Here is a 19,572-nt window from a genome sequence, read left to right as displayed (position 1 = left end):
TCTGCATCTTGGCCGCGAAGTTCTCTCCTGACGCGACACCCACGCGAGCGCCCTGTCCACAGACCGGCTCGGCGATGCGGTTGACCGCGCGGAGTCAGCGCCACAGGGCCTCCGCCCCGGCCCTGTGCGAGTCCTGCATCGCCGAGCCCACCAGAGCCTCATCGAGCGCTACGTGCGAGAGGAGAACAGGCACACCTACACAGGTGCATTCAAATACCCCAGCACGAAAGGAATCTGCTTATGACCCCTCAGAAGGCCGCACTTCTCGAATCGCCCGACGGTGAGTCCCGCGCCAACATCGCCCGCCTGGGCGATGCCTTCCCGCTGGACCCGTCCGCGAGCATCTTCGGTGCCAGCGCTGAGCCCCGATCCCAGGTCCGCCCATGGGGTCTGCGCTTCGCAGTGACCCCCCAGGCCCGCGCCGAGGTCTTCGGAACGGCGGATCGCTTCGTGTACGACCCGGTGAAGCAGATGAGTGTGGACCGCCTCACCGGCCAGCCCTGCGGCAAGCGCGGCGGCGGCACCAAGGAGACCACGGGCAACACGGACAACCAGGGTCCGTCGGGCGAGGAAACCTCCACCGACTGATGACTGGTCACGCAGCACGGAAGGCGGTGCTCGTCCTCACCAACACCGAGGATGGCACCGCCGACCCCGTGATTCACCACCTTCAGGAGAGGGAGGTCCCTGTGGTCCGTATGGACCCCGGGGACTTCCCCGCCACCATGAAGATCGAAGCGTCCTTGGGCAGCGAGGCGTGGACTGGCTCGATCCACGACACCTTTCGTGGCGTTGATCTTGCATCGGTGCGCAGCGTCTACTATCGAAGGCCCTCCCAGTTCACCTTGACCGATGGCATGTCCGGCCCCGAACAGCGCTGGGCCTACCGAGAGGCCCGGATGGGTTTCGGCGGAGTGCTGCTCGCGCTGGACCGCCCGTGGATCAACCGACCGGCCGCAATGAGCGCGGCCGAGTACAAACCCGTTCAGCTCACCACAGCTGTCCGATCTGGGCTCGCCGTCCCCCGAACACTCATTACGAACGTGCCCGAGAACGCCGTCGACTGGGCCACGGCTCAGCCCGGACCGGTGATCTACAAACCCCTGGGCGGCGCTTTCCACGTCGAGGAGAGCAAGACACATATCGTCTACGCCAACCAGATCGAGGACCTGGAAACCCTGCGTGACCCATCCCTGTCACTGACAGCACACTGCTTCCAGCAGTGGGTGGACAAGGATCACGAAGCGCGCGTCATCATCGTTGGAAGCGACGTGTTCGCCGTCGCGATCCGCACCGCATCCGAAGCCGCGTACATCGACTGGCGGAGCGACTACGCCTCGCACGAGTACGAAGTCGTGGAACCTCCCCCCGAGGTCCGCGAAGGACTGCGACGCTACATGGACGACTTCGGGTTGACCTATGGCGCCGCTGACTTCGTCATCTCACCTGATGGCACATGGACCTTCTTGGAGGTCAATCCCAACGGCGAATGGGGATGGCTCGCTGAGGACTGTGACCTGCCCATCGGTGAGTCCATCGCCGCGCTCCTGGAGAAAGGATCCCGTTGAACGGATACCGACAGGCGTTGTCGAACCTCGTCGACGAACTACTCAGGGACGGAGAACTCGAAGCAGGAACCCTCCTCGCCGAGGCGTTCCGCACTGTCGACAGGGGTGTGTTCGTCCCCGCGTTCGCGCTACACGATCTGACCGAGCAGGGAGTGCGCTACCGGTTGGTGGACGGCCGCCTGCCCGAACAACGCGACGAATGGGCGAGGCATGTCTACTCCAATGAGACTCTCATCATCGAGGTCAACGGTGAACCCGTGGCCCGGGTCCTCCCGGGGGGAACCGGAACCGGCCGGTGGACGAGTTCGTCCACGATGCCGAGCCTGATGGCGCGTCATCTGCGGGAACTCGACCTGGAGGCGGGCCCACGTGTGCTGGAGATCGGGGTCGGTTCGGGGTACAACTCCGCGATCATGTGTGAGGTTCTGGGCGACCAACACGTGACGAGCATCGACATCTCTCCGCAGCTCGTCCACGACGCGAGCCGGAACCTGGCCTCACAGGGTTACCACCCGAGCGTCGCCGCCCGCGACGGTCATCAGGGATACCCCGACCGGGCTCCGTATGACCGGATCACTTCCACGACGGCGTTCACCCACGTGCCCCCCGGGTGGATCGGGCAGGTCGCCCCCGAAGGGATGATCCTAGTCAACATCGCCGGTGGAACCGGTGGAGCGGTAGTCAAACTCCGTGTAGAAGATGGCGTTGCCGAAGGAAGGTTCTTGCGGCAGTGGGCGGGGTTCATGCCTGCGCGCAGCCACCGACTCCGCGAGCGGGTATCGGTGGACGACACGGGAGACCAGGGCCGGACGAAGCTGGACCCGAAGGGCATGGCCGAGAATCATCGGGTCGAGGCGTTCATCGCGCAGCTCGCCACCGTTGACGCGAACACGGTCACCACCCAGACCCCTGACGGGGTGCCGTTGCTGTTCATGGAGGGCGCGGACGGTGCTTGGGCCGAGGTGGAGACGAACGCCGTCGACGGTGAATACCGAGTCGATCAGGGCGGCCCTCGACGGTTGTGGGACCAGGTGGAACAGACACACCAGTGGTGGCAGGAACACGGACGTCCGGACTGGAGTGCCTTCGGTATCACCGCCACCCCAGAGAGTCAGACCGTTTGGTTCGAATCACCGGACGGGCCGGACCACTGGGCGCTGCCGGTCCCTGTGACGTCCACCCCATAGGTCTCCGCCCCGCAGTAGTCACACACGCAAGGGCTTCGCTCGGTCATCCGGGTGAGGCCCTTCGTTCTGCACGACGACCACGGCTGACCACCGGGCCCATGGAGGCGGTACTCCCCCACGGGACGCTTCCCTTCTCCCTGTCCTCACATGGCACTGCACGCCTTGAACAAATGACATTAATTCTGACATCGGGGACTGTTGGGACAGAGTGACAGGGGAAGCGAGGACCCTTTTACTTGCACCCTGACCTGCGATGATGAAGACCACCCGAGATTACCCCGGAGTAACTCACAGAAAGGTTCGCATCCGCTCCAGTCCTGCTCTAATCTGGCAGCGTTCCCACAACTCAATCCACACAATGACCCCGCGACGGTTAGCACCGTCCGGGGCCGTGGCCAGCAACTTCCAACCTTTTAGAGCAAGGATTGCCGACATGCGCAAGTTTAGCGCTGCGGTCCTGATCCGTGCCATCGGCATGGTCAAGGCCCTCTTCGCCTCCCCGTGCGGACGCCACTCCTCCGTCTGTGGCCGTCGCCGCCGCTCCACCCGGGTCCGCCGCTACGTCCCGGTTCCCGCCCCGGTCGAGGCCACCACACCTCCCATGCGGACCAACCGGGCCCCCGAGCACTCCAAGCTCCCCGCTCCCGTCCCCGCGCCCCGCCTGGCTCCGCCGAGCGAGCGGTTCCCCGCCGACGACATCGCCCTGGTCCGCCCCTACTACGAGGCCCGGGAGCGCGAACTCGCGCGTGTCCGACCCGAGGCGACCACCCGCCCGTACCGCTGGCCCAACGGGGACCTCCCGCCCTCCGGCGACCTCCTCGCGGCCGGACCCATCCCGGCTCCGAGCCCCGAACCCCTTCCCGTACCCGCCCCGCGCGCCCCGTCACCCGCATGCGAGGACCCCGAGGACTGGCGTACGTTCACCCGCCTCACCCGGGTCTGGCTCGACCAGCAGCAACGGCGGACGCGGCAGCCCCAGCAGCGGCCCGGTCAGCGGCACCACCGGCAGGTGGTCCCGGCATGACCTTCCTGACCATGCCCAGGGTTCCGCGTCCCCTCGTCCTCTGGGAGCACCGCGTCTACCCCGGAAGCCTCGCCCAGCTCGCGCGGGTCCGAGCCGACCTCGCGACGGACCTGGCCGGTTTCGAGGAGGACCTCGTCGAGACCGTGCGGCTGTGCGCGAGCGAGCTCTTCGCGAACTCCGTCAGGTACACCGAATCGGGCGGGCGGGGCGGCGAGGTCCTGCGCGCGCTGTCGATGCCGAACGCGCGGACCCTGCGGTTCTCGGTGAGCGACTGCGGTGGAGGCGGTGGCGTCCCGGCCGTCCCGGAGGAACGGACAGAGGACGAGTGGAGCTGGGCCGAGGGCCAGCGCGGTCTGCTCCTGGTCGAGAACCTGTCCAGGCGGTGGGGCCACTTCCGGCTCGCGCCCTGGGCTGATCTGGGCACCCACGTCTGGGCCGCCTTCGACGTGGCGGCGGGCACGGCTCCGCCCGACCCGCGCCCCTACGTCTTCACCAGCGAAACCGTCTGAACAAGGGCGGGGAGGCGGTGGGCCTTCGCCTCGCCGCCCTTCGCCACGCTCATGGGAGCGCTTCCACTGAATGTCCCGTACATGCCCCTTCTTCGCCAATGGGACCTTCGACACCCTTCCGTATCCCTTGGGACACAAGTCCCTACCCCCCACTGGCGTCTGTGGCTACTCGGTAGTAACATCAGCTTGTTACTAGTCGGTAGATCCGCGTGTACAGACACCGCGGCCGGGACACACAGCGGAGCTGTCCATGACGCATTACAAGAGCAACCTGCGCGACATCGAGTTCAACCTCTTCGAGGTCTTCAAGCGCCAGGACGTACTGGGCCAGGCCCCCTTCGAGGAACTCGACGAGGAGACGGCCCGCACGATCCTGGACGAGGTCAACCGCCTCGCCACCGGTGTCGTCGCCGAGTCCTTCGAGGACGCGGACCGCAACCCCCCGGTCTTCGACCCGAAGACGAACACCGTCGCCACCCCCGAGAGCCTGAAGAAGTCCTACAAGGCCTACATGGACGCCGGCTGGTACAACCTCGACCTCCCCCAGGAGCTCGGCGGCCTCGGCGCCCCCCGCTCCCTGGTCTGGTCCGCCGCGGAGCTGGTCCTCGGCTCCAACCCCGCCGTCCACATGTACTCGGCCGGTCCCGGCTTCGCGAGCATCCTCTACTCCGAGGGCAACGAGAAGCAGAAGGAGTTCGCCAAGCTCGCCATCGAGCGCGGCTGGGGCGCCACCATGGTCCTGACCGAGCCGGACGCGGGCTCGGACGTCGGCGCCGGCCGCACCAAGGCCGTCGACCAGGGCGACGGCACCTGGCACATCGAGGGCGTGAAGCGCTTCATCACCTCGGCCGAGCACGACATGTCCGAGAACATCTTCCACCTGGTGCTCGCACGCCCCGAGGGCGCGCGCCCCGGCACCAAGGGCCTCTCCCTCTACCTGGTGCCCAAGTTCCTCGTCAACGAGGACGGCTCGCTCGGTGAGCGCAACGGCGCCTACGTGACCAACGTCGAGCACAAGATGGGCCTCAAGGCCTCCACCACCTGCGAGCTGACCTTCGGCGACAAGCACCCCGCCATCGGCTACCTCGTGGGCGACAAGCACGACGGCATCCGCCAGATGTTCCTCATCATCGAGTACGCGCGCATGATGGTCGGGACGAAGGCGATCGCCACCCTGTCCACGGGCTACCTCAACGCGCTGGAGTACGCCAAGGAGCGCGTGCAGGGCAACGACCTGGCCGGGGAGAAGGACTCCCCCAAGGTGACCGTCACCCACCACCCGGACGTGCGCCGCAGCCTCATGACGCAGAAGTCCTACGTGGAGGCCATGCGCGCCCTGGTCCTGTACACCGCCACCCAGCAGGACGCGATCCAGATCGCCCACGAGCAGGGCCAGGACGTCACGGAGCTGGAGGCGATGAACGACCTCCTCCTGCCGATCGTCAAGGGCGTGGGCTCCGAGCGCTCCTACGCGCTGCTCGCCGAGTCCCTCCAGACCCTGGGCGGCTCCGGGTTCCTGCAGGAGTACCCGATCGAGCAGTACATCCGCGACGCCAAGATCGACACCCTCTACGAGGGCACCACCGCCATCCAGGCCCAGGACTTCTTCTTCCGCAAGATCGTGAAGAACGGCGGCCAGGCGATGGGCAGGCTGGCCGGTGAGATCAAGGCCTTCGCGCAGAGCGAGGCGGGCAACGGCCAGCTCAAGGAGGAGCGCGCGCTGCTCCTTGAGGGGGCCGAGAACGTCGAGAAGATCGTCGAGCTCATGGTCGGCCACGCGATGGGCTCCGCCGAGGACAAGCGCGAGCTGTACAAGGTGGGCCTGAACTCCACCCGCCTGCTCATGGCCTTCGGTGACGTCGTCCTGTCCTGGCTGCTGCTGCGCCAGGCCGAGGTGGCCCTGAACAGCATCGACGGCGCCGGCGACGAGGACAAGGACTTCTACACCGGCAAGATCGCGGCGGCGCGCTTCTTCACCGAGCAGTTCCTGCCGCGCATCGCCTCCGAGCTCCGTGTCGCCGAGGGCGTGACCCTGGACCTGATGGACGTCCCGGAGTCCGCCTTCTAGGGCACCGCCTCCAGGACACACAGGACCCCGCGACGGGCGGGGCGGCCTCCGGGCCGCCCCGCCCGTTTCGCGTGTCCGGCCGCCACCGCGCGCGTGCGGCCACCAGCGCGCCGGGGCCCGACAATGGGGGGATGGACCGTCCGGAGATGGCGCTCTTCGTGGGGCTGCAGGCGTCGGGCAAGACCACCTTCTACCGTGCCCGTCTCGCGGCCACCCACCTGCACGTCAGCAAGGACGACTTCCCCAACGCCCGGAGGCCCCAGCGACGCCAGATGCGCATGGTGCACGAGGCGTTGGGCGCGGGGCTCAACGTGGCCGTCGACAACACCAATCCCTCTCCCGCGGAGTGGCGGCCGCTCGTCGGGGCCGCCCGGGAGCACGGTGCGCGGGTGGTCGGTTACTGGTTCCCCCCGGACCTGCCGCTCACCCTGGAGCGCAACGCGGAGAGGCCGGGCCGGCGCCGGGTCCCCGACGTGGGGGTCTACGCCACGGGGAAGCTCCTGCGCCGCCCCACCCCGGCTGACGGCTTCGACGAGGTCCACACGGTCGTCTCCGACGGTGCCGGCGGATTCACGGTCCGGCCGGACCGGCCGTGACCGCGCACGCCCAGGTACCCGGCGGGACCCAGACGTAGGGGGTCGTGGTGGTCACCGCCTCGAAGCCCGGGCGGCGCGGGACGGGCGCGCTGTCGTCGGAGGCGTCCACTTGGAGGTAGCGGGCGCCGCGGGCGGCGGCTATGCGCGCGCGTGCGGCCACCAGCGCGCGGTAGGTCCCCCTCCCCCGCCGTTCCGGCGGTGTCGGGCTGTCCCGCCCGCCTCGCGCCTTCCGTGATCACACGATCCCGAGCCGCTCCACCGGCTGACCGGTGACCTCCGCGATCAGTTCGAAATCCTTGTCGAGGTGGAGAACGGTCAGTCCTGCGCGCTCAGCCACCGCAGCGGTCAGGAGGGCCGGGACTCCTGGAGCCCGGTGCCGCCCCCTGTCTGCGAGCACTGCCTGCACCTCGACTGCTCTGTCCTCCATCGCGGGAGTGAGGTGTTCGACAGGCATCACCGAGAGCGGGGGGCGTCCTGCGGCATTGCGAAGGTCGCCTCCGGACTTCGCGGAGAAACCTACCTCCAGCCGGGTGACCGTCGAGATCCGTACCAGCCCTCGTTCGATCCGTGCCGCCCACTCGGTCGCGTCGGGGCTGGCGGCCAATCGCACCAGCGCGGACTTGTCGACCAGCCAGGTCACTCCCAGGCCCTTTCCGTGACGTCTGGATCAGCGAGACCTGCAAAGGCCTCGGAGAAGCGCGCCAGATCGTCCACCGTCACCGACCCACCGGAGGCCTGCGCCGTGCGCTCAAGAGTGCGCCTCAAGTACTCGCTCCGAGACAGTCCCTGTCTCTTGGCGTCCGCATCGATCGCAGCCATGACACGGTCCGGCACGTGGCGAATCAGTACGTCTGCCATACGACCGCCTCCCTTTGATATCCCACGATATCAACATGCGCCCCGGGCCCACGTGTACGGGAGGTCGCGCTGGGTAGCCGCACCCCCGAGCACATGCGCCGCCGGGAGGCGCACGGAAGGGGGCACAGGCATGGCACGACCCAACGACGACCGCGTCGAGGGTGCGCGCGCGTTCGACGACTACGACCGTGTGGCGCTGGTGACCGGCGCGGACAGCGGGATCGGCCGGGCGACCGCGGTCCGCCTCGCCCAGCAGGGCTTCGACATCGGCGTGACCTTCGAGCGGGACGAGGAGGGCGTCAGCCGGACCGAGGCCGAGATCCGCGAGCTCGGCCGCCGGGTGTCGATCCGCCAGCACGACCTCACCGACCCCGTGCGGGGCTCACAGGCCATCACCGAGCTGATCGAGGACCTCGGGGGCGTGGGCGTCCTGGTCAACAACGCGGGCACGGGCTCCGGTGAGCCACTGCTGGAGACGGACTACGAACGCTGGCGCGAGGTCCTGTCCGTGGACCTGGACGGATCCTTCCTCTGCTCGAAGATCGCGGCGACGCACATGCGCGACGCCGGCCGCGGCGGACGCATCGTCAACATCACCAGCGTCCACGAGGAGTATCCGAGGGTGAACGCCGGCGCCTACTGCGTCGCCAAGGGCGGTGCCAAGCTCCTCACCCGTGTCCTGGCCCTGGAGCTGGGGCTGTACGGCGTCACCGTGAATGCGGTGGCACCGGGCGAGATCGCCACTCCCATGACCGGCCAGCACGAGGAGGAACCCGTGCTGGACTCGCGCGCCGGATACCCGCTGTCCCGGCCGGGGCACGCCTACGAGGTGGCCGAGGCCGTGGCCTTCCTCGCCAGGCCGGAGGCTTCCTACGTCACCGGGGCGTCGCTGTTCGTGGACGGCGGCCTGTCGCTGATGGGCCCGCAGGCCGGAGGCGCGCTCCAGGACGCCACCTGGCGAGCGGGCTGACCGCACGGATCGCCCGCCGGACCGCCTCCCGCCCGTCCCGGGTCACCGGTCCGGCCGGTCGGCCGCCTCACGCATCGACCATCCCGCCCAGCGGTGGATCTCGACCAGGATGATCGCCTCCCCGGGCGGCTCGGCACGGTACTGGGAGTACCGTTCGGCGAGCCGTTCCCGGGCCTCGTCCCAGGCGGGACCCGAGTGCTGGACCAGCGCCTCGCCGTCCGCCCGGGCCCACCACAGCCGGTCCCAGTCGTCGCTGTACTCGTCGGCGAGCAGTGACACCCGGGGGTCGCCCTCGATGTTGCGCACCCGCTTGAGCCTGTACGTGGCCTTGGGCTTGTGGTCCACGGGGATCGCGACCGTGTTGTCGTAGGCCGCGAACACCACGGGCACCAGGTGGGGCTGCCCGTCGTCGTCCACCGTGGCCAGTCTGGCGACGCGGCTCCTCGCGAACCTCTCCCTCGCCTGCTCCGGACTCCACCTCATACGGAGAAAGTCCCACGCGGCCGGAGAAGACACAAGGGGGCCGCCGCGGTCCGGATCCGGCGGTCCCGCGGTCCGGCGCGGACCGGAGCCCCCGGAGCCCTCCGCGCTACGTGCGGGAGCGTCGCAGGATGAAGAGGTAGAGCACCGCGGTCGCGCACGCCGTCGTCACGCACATCGGCACGAACGCCAGCTGGTACGACTCCGGCTCGTCCGGCAGCGCCTGCAGGATCGTACCGGCCGCCACGGTGCACACCACGGCGGTGGTGAAGCCGCTCATGTTCACCAGCCCGGAGGCGACCCCGGTCCGGCTCGCGGGGATGCCGTCGCGCGCGAAGTCGAAGGAGATCGTCGGCGCCAGGGTCTGCCCCATCGCGCTGACCGCCATCACCGTCAGTCCCAGGGCCACGGGGGCTCCGCCGGGCCACACCACCAGCAGCAGCCAGCCCAGGCTCAGCACCGTTCCCAGCGTGAGGGCCAGCCCCCGGCGCACACCGGGACTGCGGCCGATCACGATACCCGCCACCGGAGCCAGCCACAGCCCGCCCGCGGCCAGCGCCGTGAGGGTGAGGGCGGCCGTGCCCTCGGGCAGTCCCAGGCCGCCCACGAGGAACGGGTAGCCCCACAGCACCATCATCATCGTGAACGGCGCCATGACGGCCGCGTGGTGGGCCATGCCGATCAGCGGACCGCGTGTGCGCAGCGCCTCCTTGAGCGCGGCCCACACCGAGATCGGGTCGGCGACCGTGGACCGCCCCGCCGCACCGGTCGGCCGGTCGCGCACGACCACCAGCATCAGGAGGGCCATCAGCGCGGTCAGAGCCGCGGTGGTCAGGAACGCGGCCACCCAGCCGATCCCGCCCAGGGCCCACGCCAGCGGCGCGGCACTGGCCACCTGCCCGGTCCCGCCGACCACACCGGTGAGCCCGCTGATGAGGGCGTAGCGCGCACGCGGGAACCACAGAGCGGCCAACCGGATGACGTTGAGGAACACCAGGGCGTCGCCGAGTCCGATGAGGAACCGGCCGGCCACCGCCACCTCGATGCCGGGGGCCAGCGCGAACAGGCACGACCCGACCGCCATCGCCACCATGCCCATGACGAGCGTGTAGCGCGGACCCAGCCGGTCGGCGAGCAGCCCGGCGGGTACCTGGAGGAGCACGTACACCAGGAGTTGCAGCATCGGCAGCAGGGACAGCAGCGCGGGGCCGACGTCGAAGCGCGCCTGGGCCTCCAGGGCGGCCACGCCGAGGCCGTTGCGGTGCAGCATCGCCAGGAAGTACCCGCCCACGGCGACGGCCCATACGAGCCAGGCGCGGGCACCGCCCCCGGGCTCGGCGGGAGCGGCGTTCCCGGACTCGGTAGTCCTGTCACCGGATGTTTCGGTCTGTGCCACTGGGCGACTTCTCTCCGTTTCGTACGACCTCTCCAGTGTCCTCCAAGCAGCGGACCGCCTCATACACCGGGGCGGGAGGGGCGGGGAGACCGGACGGAGCACCGGTGGCACAGCAGGGCACGGGTCCGGCAAAGCCCATGTTTGGCCGGGTCAAGGCTGCGTAACCTGCACAGAGTCACACAGAGCGATACAAAATAAGCCAAGAGTCGTCAAAACAGGTGAGACTCACGACATCCCGAATGCAAGCGGACATGTTTTCCCCAGCACTCCCCAGGCGAACACGCGAACGAAATACACACGCTGACCTGGTGGTTCTTGGAGATGCGCAGTTGATATGGTTTCGTTAAATGTGATATTGGTCACCCCAAGAAGCCTCGACTACCGGGGGTCAGTTGCTGCTAGCATCCGGAGCGCAAAGAATAACTACGAGGTAACGACATCGTTCGGGCCTCACCAACTTTGTGGAGGGAATCCGCCAACTGGCGGTGCACCTCGACCGCGGCGACGTGGCCGCACATGCGGCACAGTCACCACCGCGGCAACCTAGACCAATGGAGACGACCTTGAGTCACTGGCGCCTGAACAACCCCCGGGCCTCCCGGGCGAAGTCGGCCCTCGCCAGGCGAATCAAGCACAAGCCTCGCCACTCCTTCTGCGCCGAGCGCGCGATCACGGCACTGCTGAGCGAACTCGCCTCCCTGACTCCTCGCCAGTTCTACTGGTCGGGTACCTCGGAACTGGCCGTCGTCTCGGTCCAGCGCGATGTCAACGTCTGGTGCCGCGACGGCCGCTTCTTCTGGAACGACCTGTTCCACGGCGGCCCCGTCTCCCACCCCGCGAGCGACCCCGTCGGCGCGGCGGAGCTCCTCAACCCCTTCGCACGGGGACCGGAGCCGGTGTACGGACACGGATCCCTCCTCGACCACACGGTCGCCGCCTGACGCCTTCCCGGTGCCCCTGAGCCGGCTCCGGGGCACCGGCGACGACTCCCGCCCGCGTCCCGGCCCTCCGCCCGCGTCCCGGCCCTCCGCCCGGGTTCCGTACCGGCGACGGGAGAAGGTCCGTACCGCGCCGGGCGTCCCCCGCCCGGCACCTCCCGCCAGCCGCCCCCGCACAGGCTGGGCGGCACTCCTCCGACCGGTGACGCACGAACACCGTCCCGGTCCCCGCGCCCCTCGCACCCCTCGCGCCACCGGGAAGACGGCCCGCGGCACGGGCGCGTCGCGTCACGGGCTCCGCTCGACGCGGAGGCGGAGGAGCGGGCATCCGTCGGAACAGATCTTCCGACCTACGGCATCAAAACCCCACAGACGGGCATACAACCCCTCCGGGCCGTCCACGATCGTGCCCCACGCGGAGCGCCCACGGGTTACGGTGACTGCTGACACAGCTCCGGGCACACGCACCGGCCCGAACCCCGGCGGGCCGTCCTCGATCACCCCCTGAACCACCTCAGAGGACCCATGCGCCCCCTCAACCCCGGCGAACCCATCGGCCCCGGGGGCTTCCGTCTCAGCGCCCACCCCGGCCCCGGCGGCGTACCGAACGGCTCCGGCGCGCCCTCCGCCGGCTCAGGGCTCCGGCGGGGACGCCGCACCCTGGTGCGCGCGGCCGCTCTCGTCGGCGTGGCGGTCCTCCTCGCGGGCGCGGGCCTGTACGCCTTCACCGCCCCGCCCCTGGGCCCGGCGGGAACGGCGGACACCGGCCACGAAGGCTGCTCCGCGTCCGCGCACACCTTCTCCGACCGCCTCTCGCCGTCGGACGACCCCCAGGTCACCTTCTCCGACGACGTCCCCCTCAGGCTGTCCTTCTCCCCGGACGGCTCCGTCCTGGCCGTCTCCCAGATCGACACGGTGACCCTGTGGGACTGGCGGGAGTCACGGGCCCTCGCCCGGATCGACCACGAGTCCTCCGCCGTGCCGCCGACCCCCGCGGCGTTCAGCCCCGACGGGTGCATGCTCGCCTACGGCACCCTGCACGGCGCCGTCGTCGTCGACCTGGCGACCGGCGGGAGGAAGACCGTCGCCGAGGACCGGGTCGTACGGTCCGTCACCTTCAGCCCGGACGGCTCCTCGCTCGCGGTGGGCGTGCAGAGCGACCCCGAGGGCCGGCTCCTGCACCTGTACGACACCGGAGCCTGGGAGCTGGAGGACCGGCTGTCCGGCTCCGCCACACTGGGCTCGATCCGGTACTCGCTCGACGGCGGCGTGGTGGCGGGCGGCGAGGACGGCGGCGGGGTCACCGTGTGGAATACCGGCCTCCGCTCCCCGACGGGCCTGGTCCTGGACCGCGCGGGTGTGGGCGCGGACGCGTTCGACCTCCTCCCGGACGGCTCGGGCGTGCTGCTCATCCGCTCCGGCAGGGTGCTCCTGGTGGATCCGGGCACCGAGGAGGTCAGGCGCGAGTACGTCCCCGACACCGACGGGGGAGTCCTCGTGGACGTCGCCTACAGCGCCGCGAGCGGCCGGGTGTTCGCGGCCCGCCTGAACCCCGTCAGCGACACCGGCGACATGGTGGCGTGGGAGTACGGTGCGGCGACCGAGGTGGCCCTGGGCCCGGACCTGCCACGCGTGTTCCCCATGGCCCTGTCCGGGGACGGCTCACGGGTGGCGGGCCTGCGGACGGGAACGGGCGACATCGCGGTCTACGACACGGACCTGTCCCTGCTCAACGTGCTCACCGGCTGATCCGGAGCGCACCCTCCGCGCGGCGCGCGGGACCCGGCCCCGGACGACAGGAGACGGCACGGTGCCGGAACGCGCCGGAGGCCACGGCTGCCCCGAGGCGCCGCGTCCGCGCTATAGCGTGGAGTCCCGTGTCCGTCCCCGGAGGGATCCCACCATGCCAGGCACCGCTCCCCACCGCCTCGACCGCCGCAGTACCGCCGTGTCCGCTCTGGTCAGGATGGTCGAGAACACCGGTGCGTCGGCACGGTCCGCGTCGGTGTTCGGCGACCCCGTGGTCTCCGGCGGCACCACGGTCGTGCCCGTGGCCCGGGTCACCGCGCTGACCCTCATGGGCGGGGGCACCGGCCACCTGTTCCCCCGGTCCGGCGGGGACGGCGCCGGGGGCACGGGTTTCGTCCGGGTCCGGCCCGCGGGCTTCCTGGTGCTCGACCGCGACGGGACCCGGTTCCAGGCCGTCCGGCAGCCGGCCACGATGCTCGCCATCCCCCTGGCCGTGGTCGCGGCCGCCGCGGCCACCCGCATCGTGGGCGTCTCGGTGCGCGGGGCGCGCCGTCGCCGCGACCGGGCCGCCCGGGAGAGGGCGCGCGGGGAGGAGCGCTCCGGCTGACCGGGCCTCCGGGGCGGCGTTCGGACCAGTCCGGCCGTCCCCGTGGCACCCTCCTCAGGGACCACGATCGCTCCGGAACGCGTGGGCGGGAGCACCGCCGGTACTAGGCGGACATCCGCTGCACGAGGTCGAACAGGCCCATCGCCCACGCGAAGACCGCGCACATGCCGATGATCACCAGCACCTCGCTCCAGTTCAGGAGGCGGCGCAGCGAGGCACGGGGCACATCGGTCAGGCGCACCCAGCTCAGGACTCCGAGCGTGATCCCCGCGGCCAGGACCAGCAGCGGCATCCAGGGCGCCATCACCGCGTACTCGCCGATGACCGCCGCACCCGTGGCGCCCAGCCCGAGGACGCCCGCCAGCCGCAGCGGCAGCACGTGCCGGATCCGGTCGAACAGCCGGGAGCGCAGCACGAGCAGGACGGACAGCAGCCCGGACAGGAGCAGGTCCGGCAGCCCGTCCGCCAGGAAGGCCGACAGGACCGTCACGGCACCGCCGCTGACGGCGGTGCCCAGGGTGACGCCCAGCAGCAGGTGGTCGCTGGTGGTGAAGGTGTCCTCGAACCGCTCCGTGGCGACCTGGCCCGTGCGGCCCACCTCGTAGTCGAGCCCGGACAGCCCGCCCATCACCATCGCCACGCGCGGCAGCGCCCCGACGCACAGGGCGAGGGCCAGTCCCATGGCCCGGACGCCCTGCAGGGGTTCGGTGAAGGCGCCGACGGCCACCAGCACCCCCGCGGTCAGGGTGACGACGCCGAGCGCGGCGATGTGGGCCAGCCCCGTCTCGTGCAGCGCCCAACCGATCCCGGCCACGAGCAGCGCCCCCGCCAGCCCGAACGCGGCCTGGACGAGGAGTCCCGTGTTGGTCACCAGTCCCACCGAGAGCACCACGGTCAGCGCCCCCCACGCGCAGGAGGTCGCGAACAGCACGTGGGCGACGACGGGCAGTGGCCGCCGGGCGGCGAGCAGCATGACGGCGATGGTGAAGAGCGTCCCCGCACTCGCCACGCCCAGGTGGCCGACGGAGGGGCTGAGCCACGTCATCGGGAGGAGGAACGCCAAGGGGCCGATTCCGGCCACGAGGAGGCCGAAGGACAGCGTCGTCGTGGGGTTCCAGATCCGCGCGGTCTCGTCGACCTGGTCCTCCACGGCTCCCCGCACGTCGTCCACGTGCGCGGGTCGGCTCGGAGCGGTCTGCCGTCCCAGCATGAGGATGTCGCCGTCGTAGACGCCGGAGGCCTCCAGCGGTTCCTCGAGCCGCACCGGGTGACCGTCGACGGTCGTCAGCTCCCAGTGCGCGGGCTCGGTGCCCTCCTCCTGGGAGGAGCACACCTCGACGATGCGCGGCATCAGGGAGGCCACCGGCACGCTCCCCGGAAGAGCCAGATCAGCCCAGCGGTCCGGTCCGGTGACGGTGACCCGGCAGTATCCACTCACACCAACAGTTCCTTTGCCGTAGTGGTCGGGGGCAGTAGCCGCCCAGGGGTGCGGGAGTATGCGAATTAGGTGATTCGCGGGGATCGCGGGATCATTCCTAGCGTAGTCACCCAGACACCAGCCCCCGTAGGCGGACCGAAAGAGACCCCTGTGGCGACGAGACCTGTCCCCCGCCCGGCTCGAAGCGTCCCGACTGCCCCCGGGAACACCCCGCTCGTCATCGCGACTCCACCGCAGATGCCGGAGAACCCGCCCGCGTCGAGCTCCGGCGCGATGATCATCATGCCGATCATCACCGGCTCCGGTTCCCTGCTGATGTCCATCACCATGGGGCACCGGCCGCTGATGGCCGTCGCGGGCGTGATGATCATGATGGCCAGTGTGGTCGTCGGCATCATCATGTTCGTCGCCCAGCACAACGGCCCGCGCAAGCGCATCCGCGAACAGCGCGAACGCTACGTCGACTACCTCGACCAGCTGCGCGAGATCGTCCGGGACGTCGCCGCCACCCAACGCGCGGACAACGCGTTCCGCCACCCCGATCCGAAGCTGCTCACCGAGCCGGCACGCTCCCGTGCCCGACGGTGGGAGCGGCGCGCCTCGGACCCCGACTTCCTGGACGTGCGCACGGGTTCGGGGATCCGCCCGCTGGCCCGCGGGCTCAAGCTCAAGGTCGACAACTCCAACCCGCTGATCGTCTACGATCCCGTCTGCCAGGGCGCCGCGGACCAGCTCATCGAGCTGTACGCGGACGTGCCCGAGATGCCGCTGGTGGTCCCCCTGCGCGAGTTCGGTGTGGTGTCGGTCGTCGGCGACCGCGAGGCCGGACGTGCTCTGGCCCGGTCGATGATCGCCCAGTTGGCCACCTTCCACTCACCGCACGACCTGCGGATCGGGGTGGTGCGCGACACCCGGCTGCGTCCCCTGTGGGAGTGGCTGAAGTGGCTGCCCCACAACACCTTCGACAACGCCGAGGACGGGCCGATGCCCGCCCGGTTCGTGTCCGGGAACACCGTCCAGGTCGCCGACCTGCTCTCGGAGGAGATCGAGCGCCGCACCGTCGACCTTCAGCGGCGGCGCGGCAAGGCGCCCGGGCCGGGCACGCAGCGGCTGGTCGTGGTCCTGGACGGCGAGCACCAGTCCACGTTGTCCGGCCTGCAGGCCGAGCCGCCCGTGACGTCCCTGGCCTCCCTCGGCGTCCACGTCATCGCCCTGGTGGCCGACCGCCGTGAGGAACCCGAGGCGGTCGACCTGCGGCTGACGGTCGGCACGGACGGGAACCTGTCCGAGGACACCGAGAACCCGGGCGCGGACGGGGACACCGGTCGCACGCCGCTGAGGGGCAGGGCCGACCGCGCGAGCGTCGCCCACCTGACGAGCCTGGCGCGCCTGCTGGCCCCGTACGGGATCGCGGTCACCGACAGCGACGACGCCATGCACGAGACCGTCGGGCTGCCGGAGATCCTGGGGGTTCCCGATGTCGCCCAACTGGACACCCGGCGGACCTGGCGCAGGCGCAGCACCGGTGACTACCTGCGGGTGCCCATCGGCATCGGCCCGAGCGGGAACACGGTGCTGCTGGACCTGAAGGAGTCGGCGTTCGGCGGTATGGGCCCGCACGGACTGGTGGTGGGCGCGACCGGTTCCGGCAAGTCGGAGATGCTGCGCACCATGGTGGCCTCGCTGGTCGTCAACCACTCGCCCGAGAACCTGGCACTGCTGCTGGTGGACTTCAAGGGCGGCGCGACCTTCGCCGACACCGACCGGCTGCCGCACAGCGCGGGTCTGATCACCAACCTGGCCGATGACGACAGCCTGGTGATGCGGTTCCGCGAGGCGACCTTCGGCGAGCTGGTCCGGCGCCAGCAGATCCTGAAGAACGCGGGCAACCTGCCCAACCTGCACGCCTACGAGGCGGCCAGGGAGGACGACCCGGAGCTGGAGCCGCTGCCGCACCTGCTCATCATCATCGACGAGTTCTCCGAGCTGCTGACCGCGCACCCGGACTTCGCGGAGCTGTTCGTGGCGATCGGGCGCATCGGCCGCTCCATCGGCGTGCACCTGCTCCTGGCCACCCAGCGGCTGGAGTCGGGCAAGATCAAGGGCCTGGAGTCGCACCTGTCCTACCGCGTGGGGCTGCGCACCTTCTCCGAGGCCGAGAGCCGGGAGGCGATCGGCGTGGGCGACGCCTACCACCTGCCGCCCGAACCGGGTTCCGGGTACCTGAAGGTGGACACCTCCGTCTTCGAACGGTTCAAGGCCGCCATGGTCTCCCAGCCCTACGAGCCGCCCCGGCAGGAGGAGGAGAAGGACGAGGCCGACCCGATCCTGCCCCTGCTGTCCTACAACGGCCTGGCGAAGGTGACGGGCGCGGGCTCGCTGGTGGACTCGCTCGTGGGCTCCCTCAAGGCCAAGGAGGAGAGCAGACCCCAGCGGAGGAAGCGCACCACCCTCCAGGTCGCCGTGGACCGGCTCGCCGCCTCGGGCGCGGCCCCCGTGCGTCCGGTCTGGCTGCCGCCGCTTCCGGAGGCGCTCCCCTTCGACTCCGTCCTGGCCGACCTCGGCGAGGCCGACGACCTGGAGGGGCAGGGCACCGAGCCGGATCCGGCCGAGTGCAAGGCGGTCATCGGCCTGACCGACATCCCCCGCGAGCAGCGTGTGATCCCGGCGGAGCTGGACTTCACCGGCGGTGAGGGCAACATCGTCGTCCTGGGCGGTCCGCAGTCCGGCAAGTCGACGCTGCTGCGCACGGCCATCACGAGCCTGGCGTGGCGGTACCCGCCCGGCCGCGTCGCGGTGTACGCGATCGACTTCGGCGGCGGCGCGCTCCAGGCGATGGACGAGCTTCCGCACGTCGCGGGCGTGGCCGGCCGCGCCGACCCCGAGCGGGTGCAGCGGATCCTCACCGACGTGTCGGGGCACCTGGACCGCCGGCAGAGGGTGTTCAGGAAGCACAAACTGGACTCCCCCGCGGCGCTGCGCCAGGCGCGGGCCGAGGGAAGGCTGCCCGACAGCGTGGTGGGCGACCTGTTCCTGATGATCGACGGGTGGTCCGCGGTCCGCGACTCCTTCGACGCGGCGGACGAGTTCCTGATGGACATCGCCACGCGGGGGCCGTCCCTGGGCGTGCACACCGTCCTGACCGGAGCGGCGTCGTCACAGGTCCGCTCCCGCCTGCAGGCGCTGTTCGGCGGCCGGTTCGAGCTGCGGCTCAGCGACCCGATGGACTCGGGGATCGGCCGCAAGGCCGCGGAGGGGATCCCGAAGGACACACCGGGGCGCGGCCTGACGTCGGAGGAGCACCACACGCACGTGGCGCTGCCGCGCGTGGACGGGGTGGCCGACGACGAGGACGTCACGGACGGGATCCGCGACCTGGTCAAGCGGATCCGTGAGCGCTGGCCCCAGAAGGCGGTGCAGGGCGTGCGGACACTGCCCTCCCGCATGGAGCTGGACGAGCTTCTCAAGGGTCGCAGGAGCAGGCGCAAGGAGCTCGTCCTGGGCATGGCCGAGAGCTCGCTCGCCCCGGTCACGACCGACCTGGACCAGGACCCGCACCTGGTGGTGTTCGGCGACCCGCAGACCGGCAAGTCGACGCTGCTGCGCGGACTGGTCAGACAGATCACCCAGCGGCCCCCGACCGAGCTGGGCGTGGTGATGGTCGACTCCCGGCGCACGCACCTGGAACTGGTCCCCGAGGAGCACCTGCTGGCCTACTGCACCACCGCGGAGCAGACCAAGGCGGTCGCGGACAACCTGGCGGGGTCGCTGAAGCAGCGCCTGCCCGGACCGGACGTGACACCCAGGCAGCTGCGCGAGCGCAGCTGGTGGAAGGGCCTGGACCTGTACATCGTGGTGGACGACATGGACATGATCGCCTCGCGCAGCAACCCGCTCGCGCCGCTGGCGCCCTACATCCCGCAGGGCGCGGACCTCGGTCTGCACGTCATCGCGGCACGGCGCACGGGCGGCACGGCCCGGGCCATGTTCGAACCCGTCCTGCAGGCGCTCAGCGACATGGCCACACCCGGCGTGCTGTTCTCCGGCGACCGGATGGAGGGGCGCCTGGCCAACGGCGCGGCCTCCAAGGCGCTGCCGCAGGGCCGCGCGCAGCTCGCTCTGCGCGGCAGGCGCCCGGACCTGGTCCAGGTCGGTTGGAGCGAACCTCCGGCGTAGGTCCGCCC

At 70.3% G+C, this 19,572-nt stretch carries 18 protein-coding genes; 12 read left to right on the top strand and 6 right to left on the bottom strand.

Features of this window, described 5'->3' with window-relative positions; translation table 11 throughout:
• The first annotated feature begins 240 nt into the window (after positions 1-240).
• The 7 genes from tgmA (at position 241) to FYX01_RS11230 (ending at position 6,952) form a co-directional block, all read left to right on the top strand.
• On the top strand, positions 241-588 hold the full coding sequence (tgmA, locus tag FYX01_RS11260) for a putative ATP-grasp-modified RiPP (RefSeq protein ID WP_150240337.1): 348 nt from the start codon (positions 241-243) through the stop codon (positions 586-588).
• Positions 588-1,568: an ATP-grasp ribosomal peptide maturase gene (gene tgmB, locus FYX01_RS11255; RefSeq protein ID WP_150240335.1), complete on the top strand. Its 981-nt coding sequence runs from the start codon at positions 588-590 to the stop codon at positions 1,566-1,568. Before tgmA ends, tgmB begins: the two co-directional genes overlap by 1 nt.
• Positions 1,569-1,585: 17 nt before the next feature.
• Entirely contained in the window at positions 1,586-2,755 is a 1,170-nt protein-coding gene (tgmC, locus tag FYX01_RS11250) for an ATP-grasp peptide maturase system methyltransferase (RefSeq protein WP_223830408.1), read from the top strand.
• Positions 2,756-3,188: 433 nt separating this feature from the next.
• Entirely contained in the window at positions 3,189-3,779 is a 591-nt protein-coding gene (locus FYX01_RS26105) for a hypothetical protein (RefSeq protein WP_190394275.1), read from the top strand.
• A complete protein-coding gene (locus FYX01_RS11240; RefSeq protein WP_150240330.1) occupies positions 3,776-4,288 on the top strand; it encodes an ATP-binding protein in 513 nt (170 codons plus the stop codon). Before FYX01_RS26105 ends, FYX01_RS11240 begins: the two co-directional genes overlap by 4 nt.
• A gap of 250 nt (positions 4,289-4,538) precedes the next feature.
• Entirely contained in the window at positions 4,539-6,356 is a 1,818-nt protein-coding gene (locus FYX01_RS11235) for an acyl-CoA dehydrogenase (RefSeq protein WP_150240328.1), read from the top strand.
• A 131-nt stretch (positions 6,357-6,487) separates the two neighbouring features.
• Positions 6,488-6,952, top strand: coding sequence for an ATP-binding protein (locus FYX01_RS11230; RefSeq protein WP_223830407.1), 465 nt, complete (start codon positions 6,488-6,490; stop codon positions 6,950-6,952).
• Here FYX01_RS11230 and FYX01_RS11225 read toward each other — a convergent pair.
• From FYX01_RS11225 to vapB, 3 genes are all read right to left on the bottom strand, one after another.
• On the bottom strand, positions 6,927-7,112 hold the full coding sequence (locus FYX01_RS11225; protein WP_223830406.1) for a hypothetical protein: 186 nt from the start codon (positions 7,110-7,112) through the stop codon (positions 6,927-6,929). The genes FYX01_RS11230 and FYX01_RS11225 overlap by 26 nt on opposite strands.
• Positions 7,113-7,187: 75 nt before the next feature.
• Positions 7,188-7,592: a PIN domain nuclease gene (locus FYX01_RS11220; RefSeq protein WP_150240326.1), complete on the bottom strand. Its 405-nt coding sequence runs from the start codon at positions 7,590-7,592 to the stop codon at positions 7,188-7,190.
• Positions 7,589-7,810: a type II toxin-antitoxin system VapB family antitoxin gene (vapB, locus tag FYX01_RS11215; RefSeq protein ID WP_150240324.1), complete on the bottom strand. Its 222-nt coding sequence runs from the start codon at positions 7,808-7,810 to the stop codon at positions 7,589-7,591. Before vapB ends, FYX01_RS11220 begins: the two co-directional genes overlap by 4 nt.
• 130 nt (positions 7,811-7,940) lie before the next feature.
• On the opposite strand from vapB, the gene FYX01_RS11210 reads away from it, so the two are divergent.
• Positions 7,941-8,780: an SDR family oxidoreductase gene (locus tag FYX01_RS11210; RefSeq protein WP_150240322.1), complete on the top strand. Its 840-nt coding sequence runs from the start codon at positions 7,941-7,943 to the stop codon at positions 8,778-8,780.
• Between the two features lie 42 nt (positions 8,781-8,822).
• Here the strand turns inward: FYX01_RS11210 and FYX01_RS11205 are convergent, their stop codons facing one another.
• A complete protein-coding gene (locus tag FYX01_RS11205; RefSeq protein WP_150240320.1) occupies positions 8,823-9,263 on the bottom strand; it encodes a TIGR03668 family PPOX class F420-dependent oxidoreductase in 441 nt (146 codons plus the stop codon).
• A gap of 106 nt (positions 9,264-9,369) precedes the next feature.
• Positions 9,370-10,656 (bottom strand): MFS transporter, encoded by a 1,287-nt coding sequence (locus FYX01_RS11200; protein WP_150240317.1) that lies wholly within the window; start codon positions 10,654-10,656, stop codon positions 9,370-9,372.
• Between the two features lie 563 nt (positions 10,657-11,219).
• Between FYX01_RS11200 and FYX01_RS11195 the strand changes: the two genes are divergently transcribed.
• The 3 genes from FYX01_RS11195 to FYX01_RS11185 all read left to right on the top strand — a co-directional run bounded on the left by FYX01_RS11195 (position 11,220) and on the right by FYX01_RS11185 (position 13,950).
• A complete protein-coding gene (locus FYX01_RS11195; RefSeq protein ID WP_150240316.1) occupies positions 11,220-11,597 on the top strand; it encodes a hypothetical protein in 378 nt (125 codons plus the stop codon).
• A 522-nt stretch (positions 11,598-12,119) separates the two neighbouring features.
• Positions 12,120-13,343: a WD40 repeat domain-containing protein gene (locus FYX01_RS11190; protein ID WP_223830405.1), complete on the top strand. Its 1,224-nt coding sequence runs from the start codon at positions 12,120-12,122 to the stop codon at positions 13,341-13,343.
• 154 nt (positions 13,344-13,497) lie between these two features.
• A complete protein-coding gene (locus FYX01_RS11185; RefSeq protein WP_150240314.1) occupies positions 13,498-13,950 on the top strand; it encodes a GerW family sporulation protein in 453 nt (150 codons plus the stop codon).
• Between the two features lie 103 nt (positions 13,951-14,053).
• On the opposite strand, the gene eccD is transcribed toward FYX01_RS11185, so the two are convergent.
• A complete protein-coding gene (eccD, locus tag FYX01_RS11180; protein ID WP_150240313.1) occupies positions 14,054-15,388 on the bottom strand; it encodes a type VII secretion integral membrane protein EccD in 1,335 nt (444 codons plus the stop codon).
• A 219-nt stretch (positions 15,389-15,607) separates the two neighbouring features.
• On the opposite strand from eccD, the gene eccCa reads away from it, so the two are divergent.
• The gene (gene eccCa / locus FYX01_RS11175) at positions 15,608-19,564 is read left to right on the top strand and encodes a type VII secretion protein EccCa (RefSeq protein WP_394350459.1); all 3,957 of its coding nucleotides are present in this window, start codon (positions 15,608-15,610) and stop codon (positions 19,562-19,564) included.
• Positions 19,565-19,572 lie beyond the last annotated feature (8 nt).

The sequence above is a fragment of the Nocardiopsis quinghaiensis genome (assembly GCF_008638365.1).
Lineage (GTDB): Bacteria > Actinomycetota > Actinomycetes > Streptosporangiales > Streptosporangiaceae > Nocardiopsis > Nocardiopsis quinghaiensis.
Note: the sequence above shows the minus strand (reverse complement) of the source record. Positions and strands in the feature narration are given on the sequence as shown.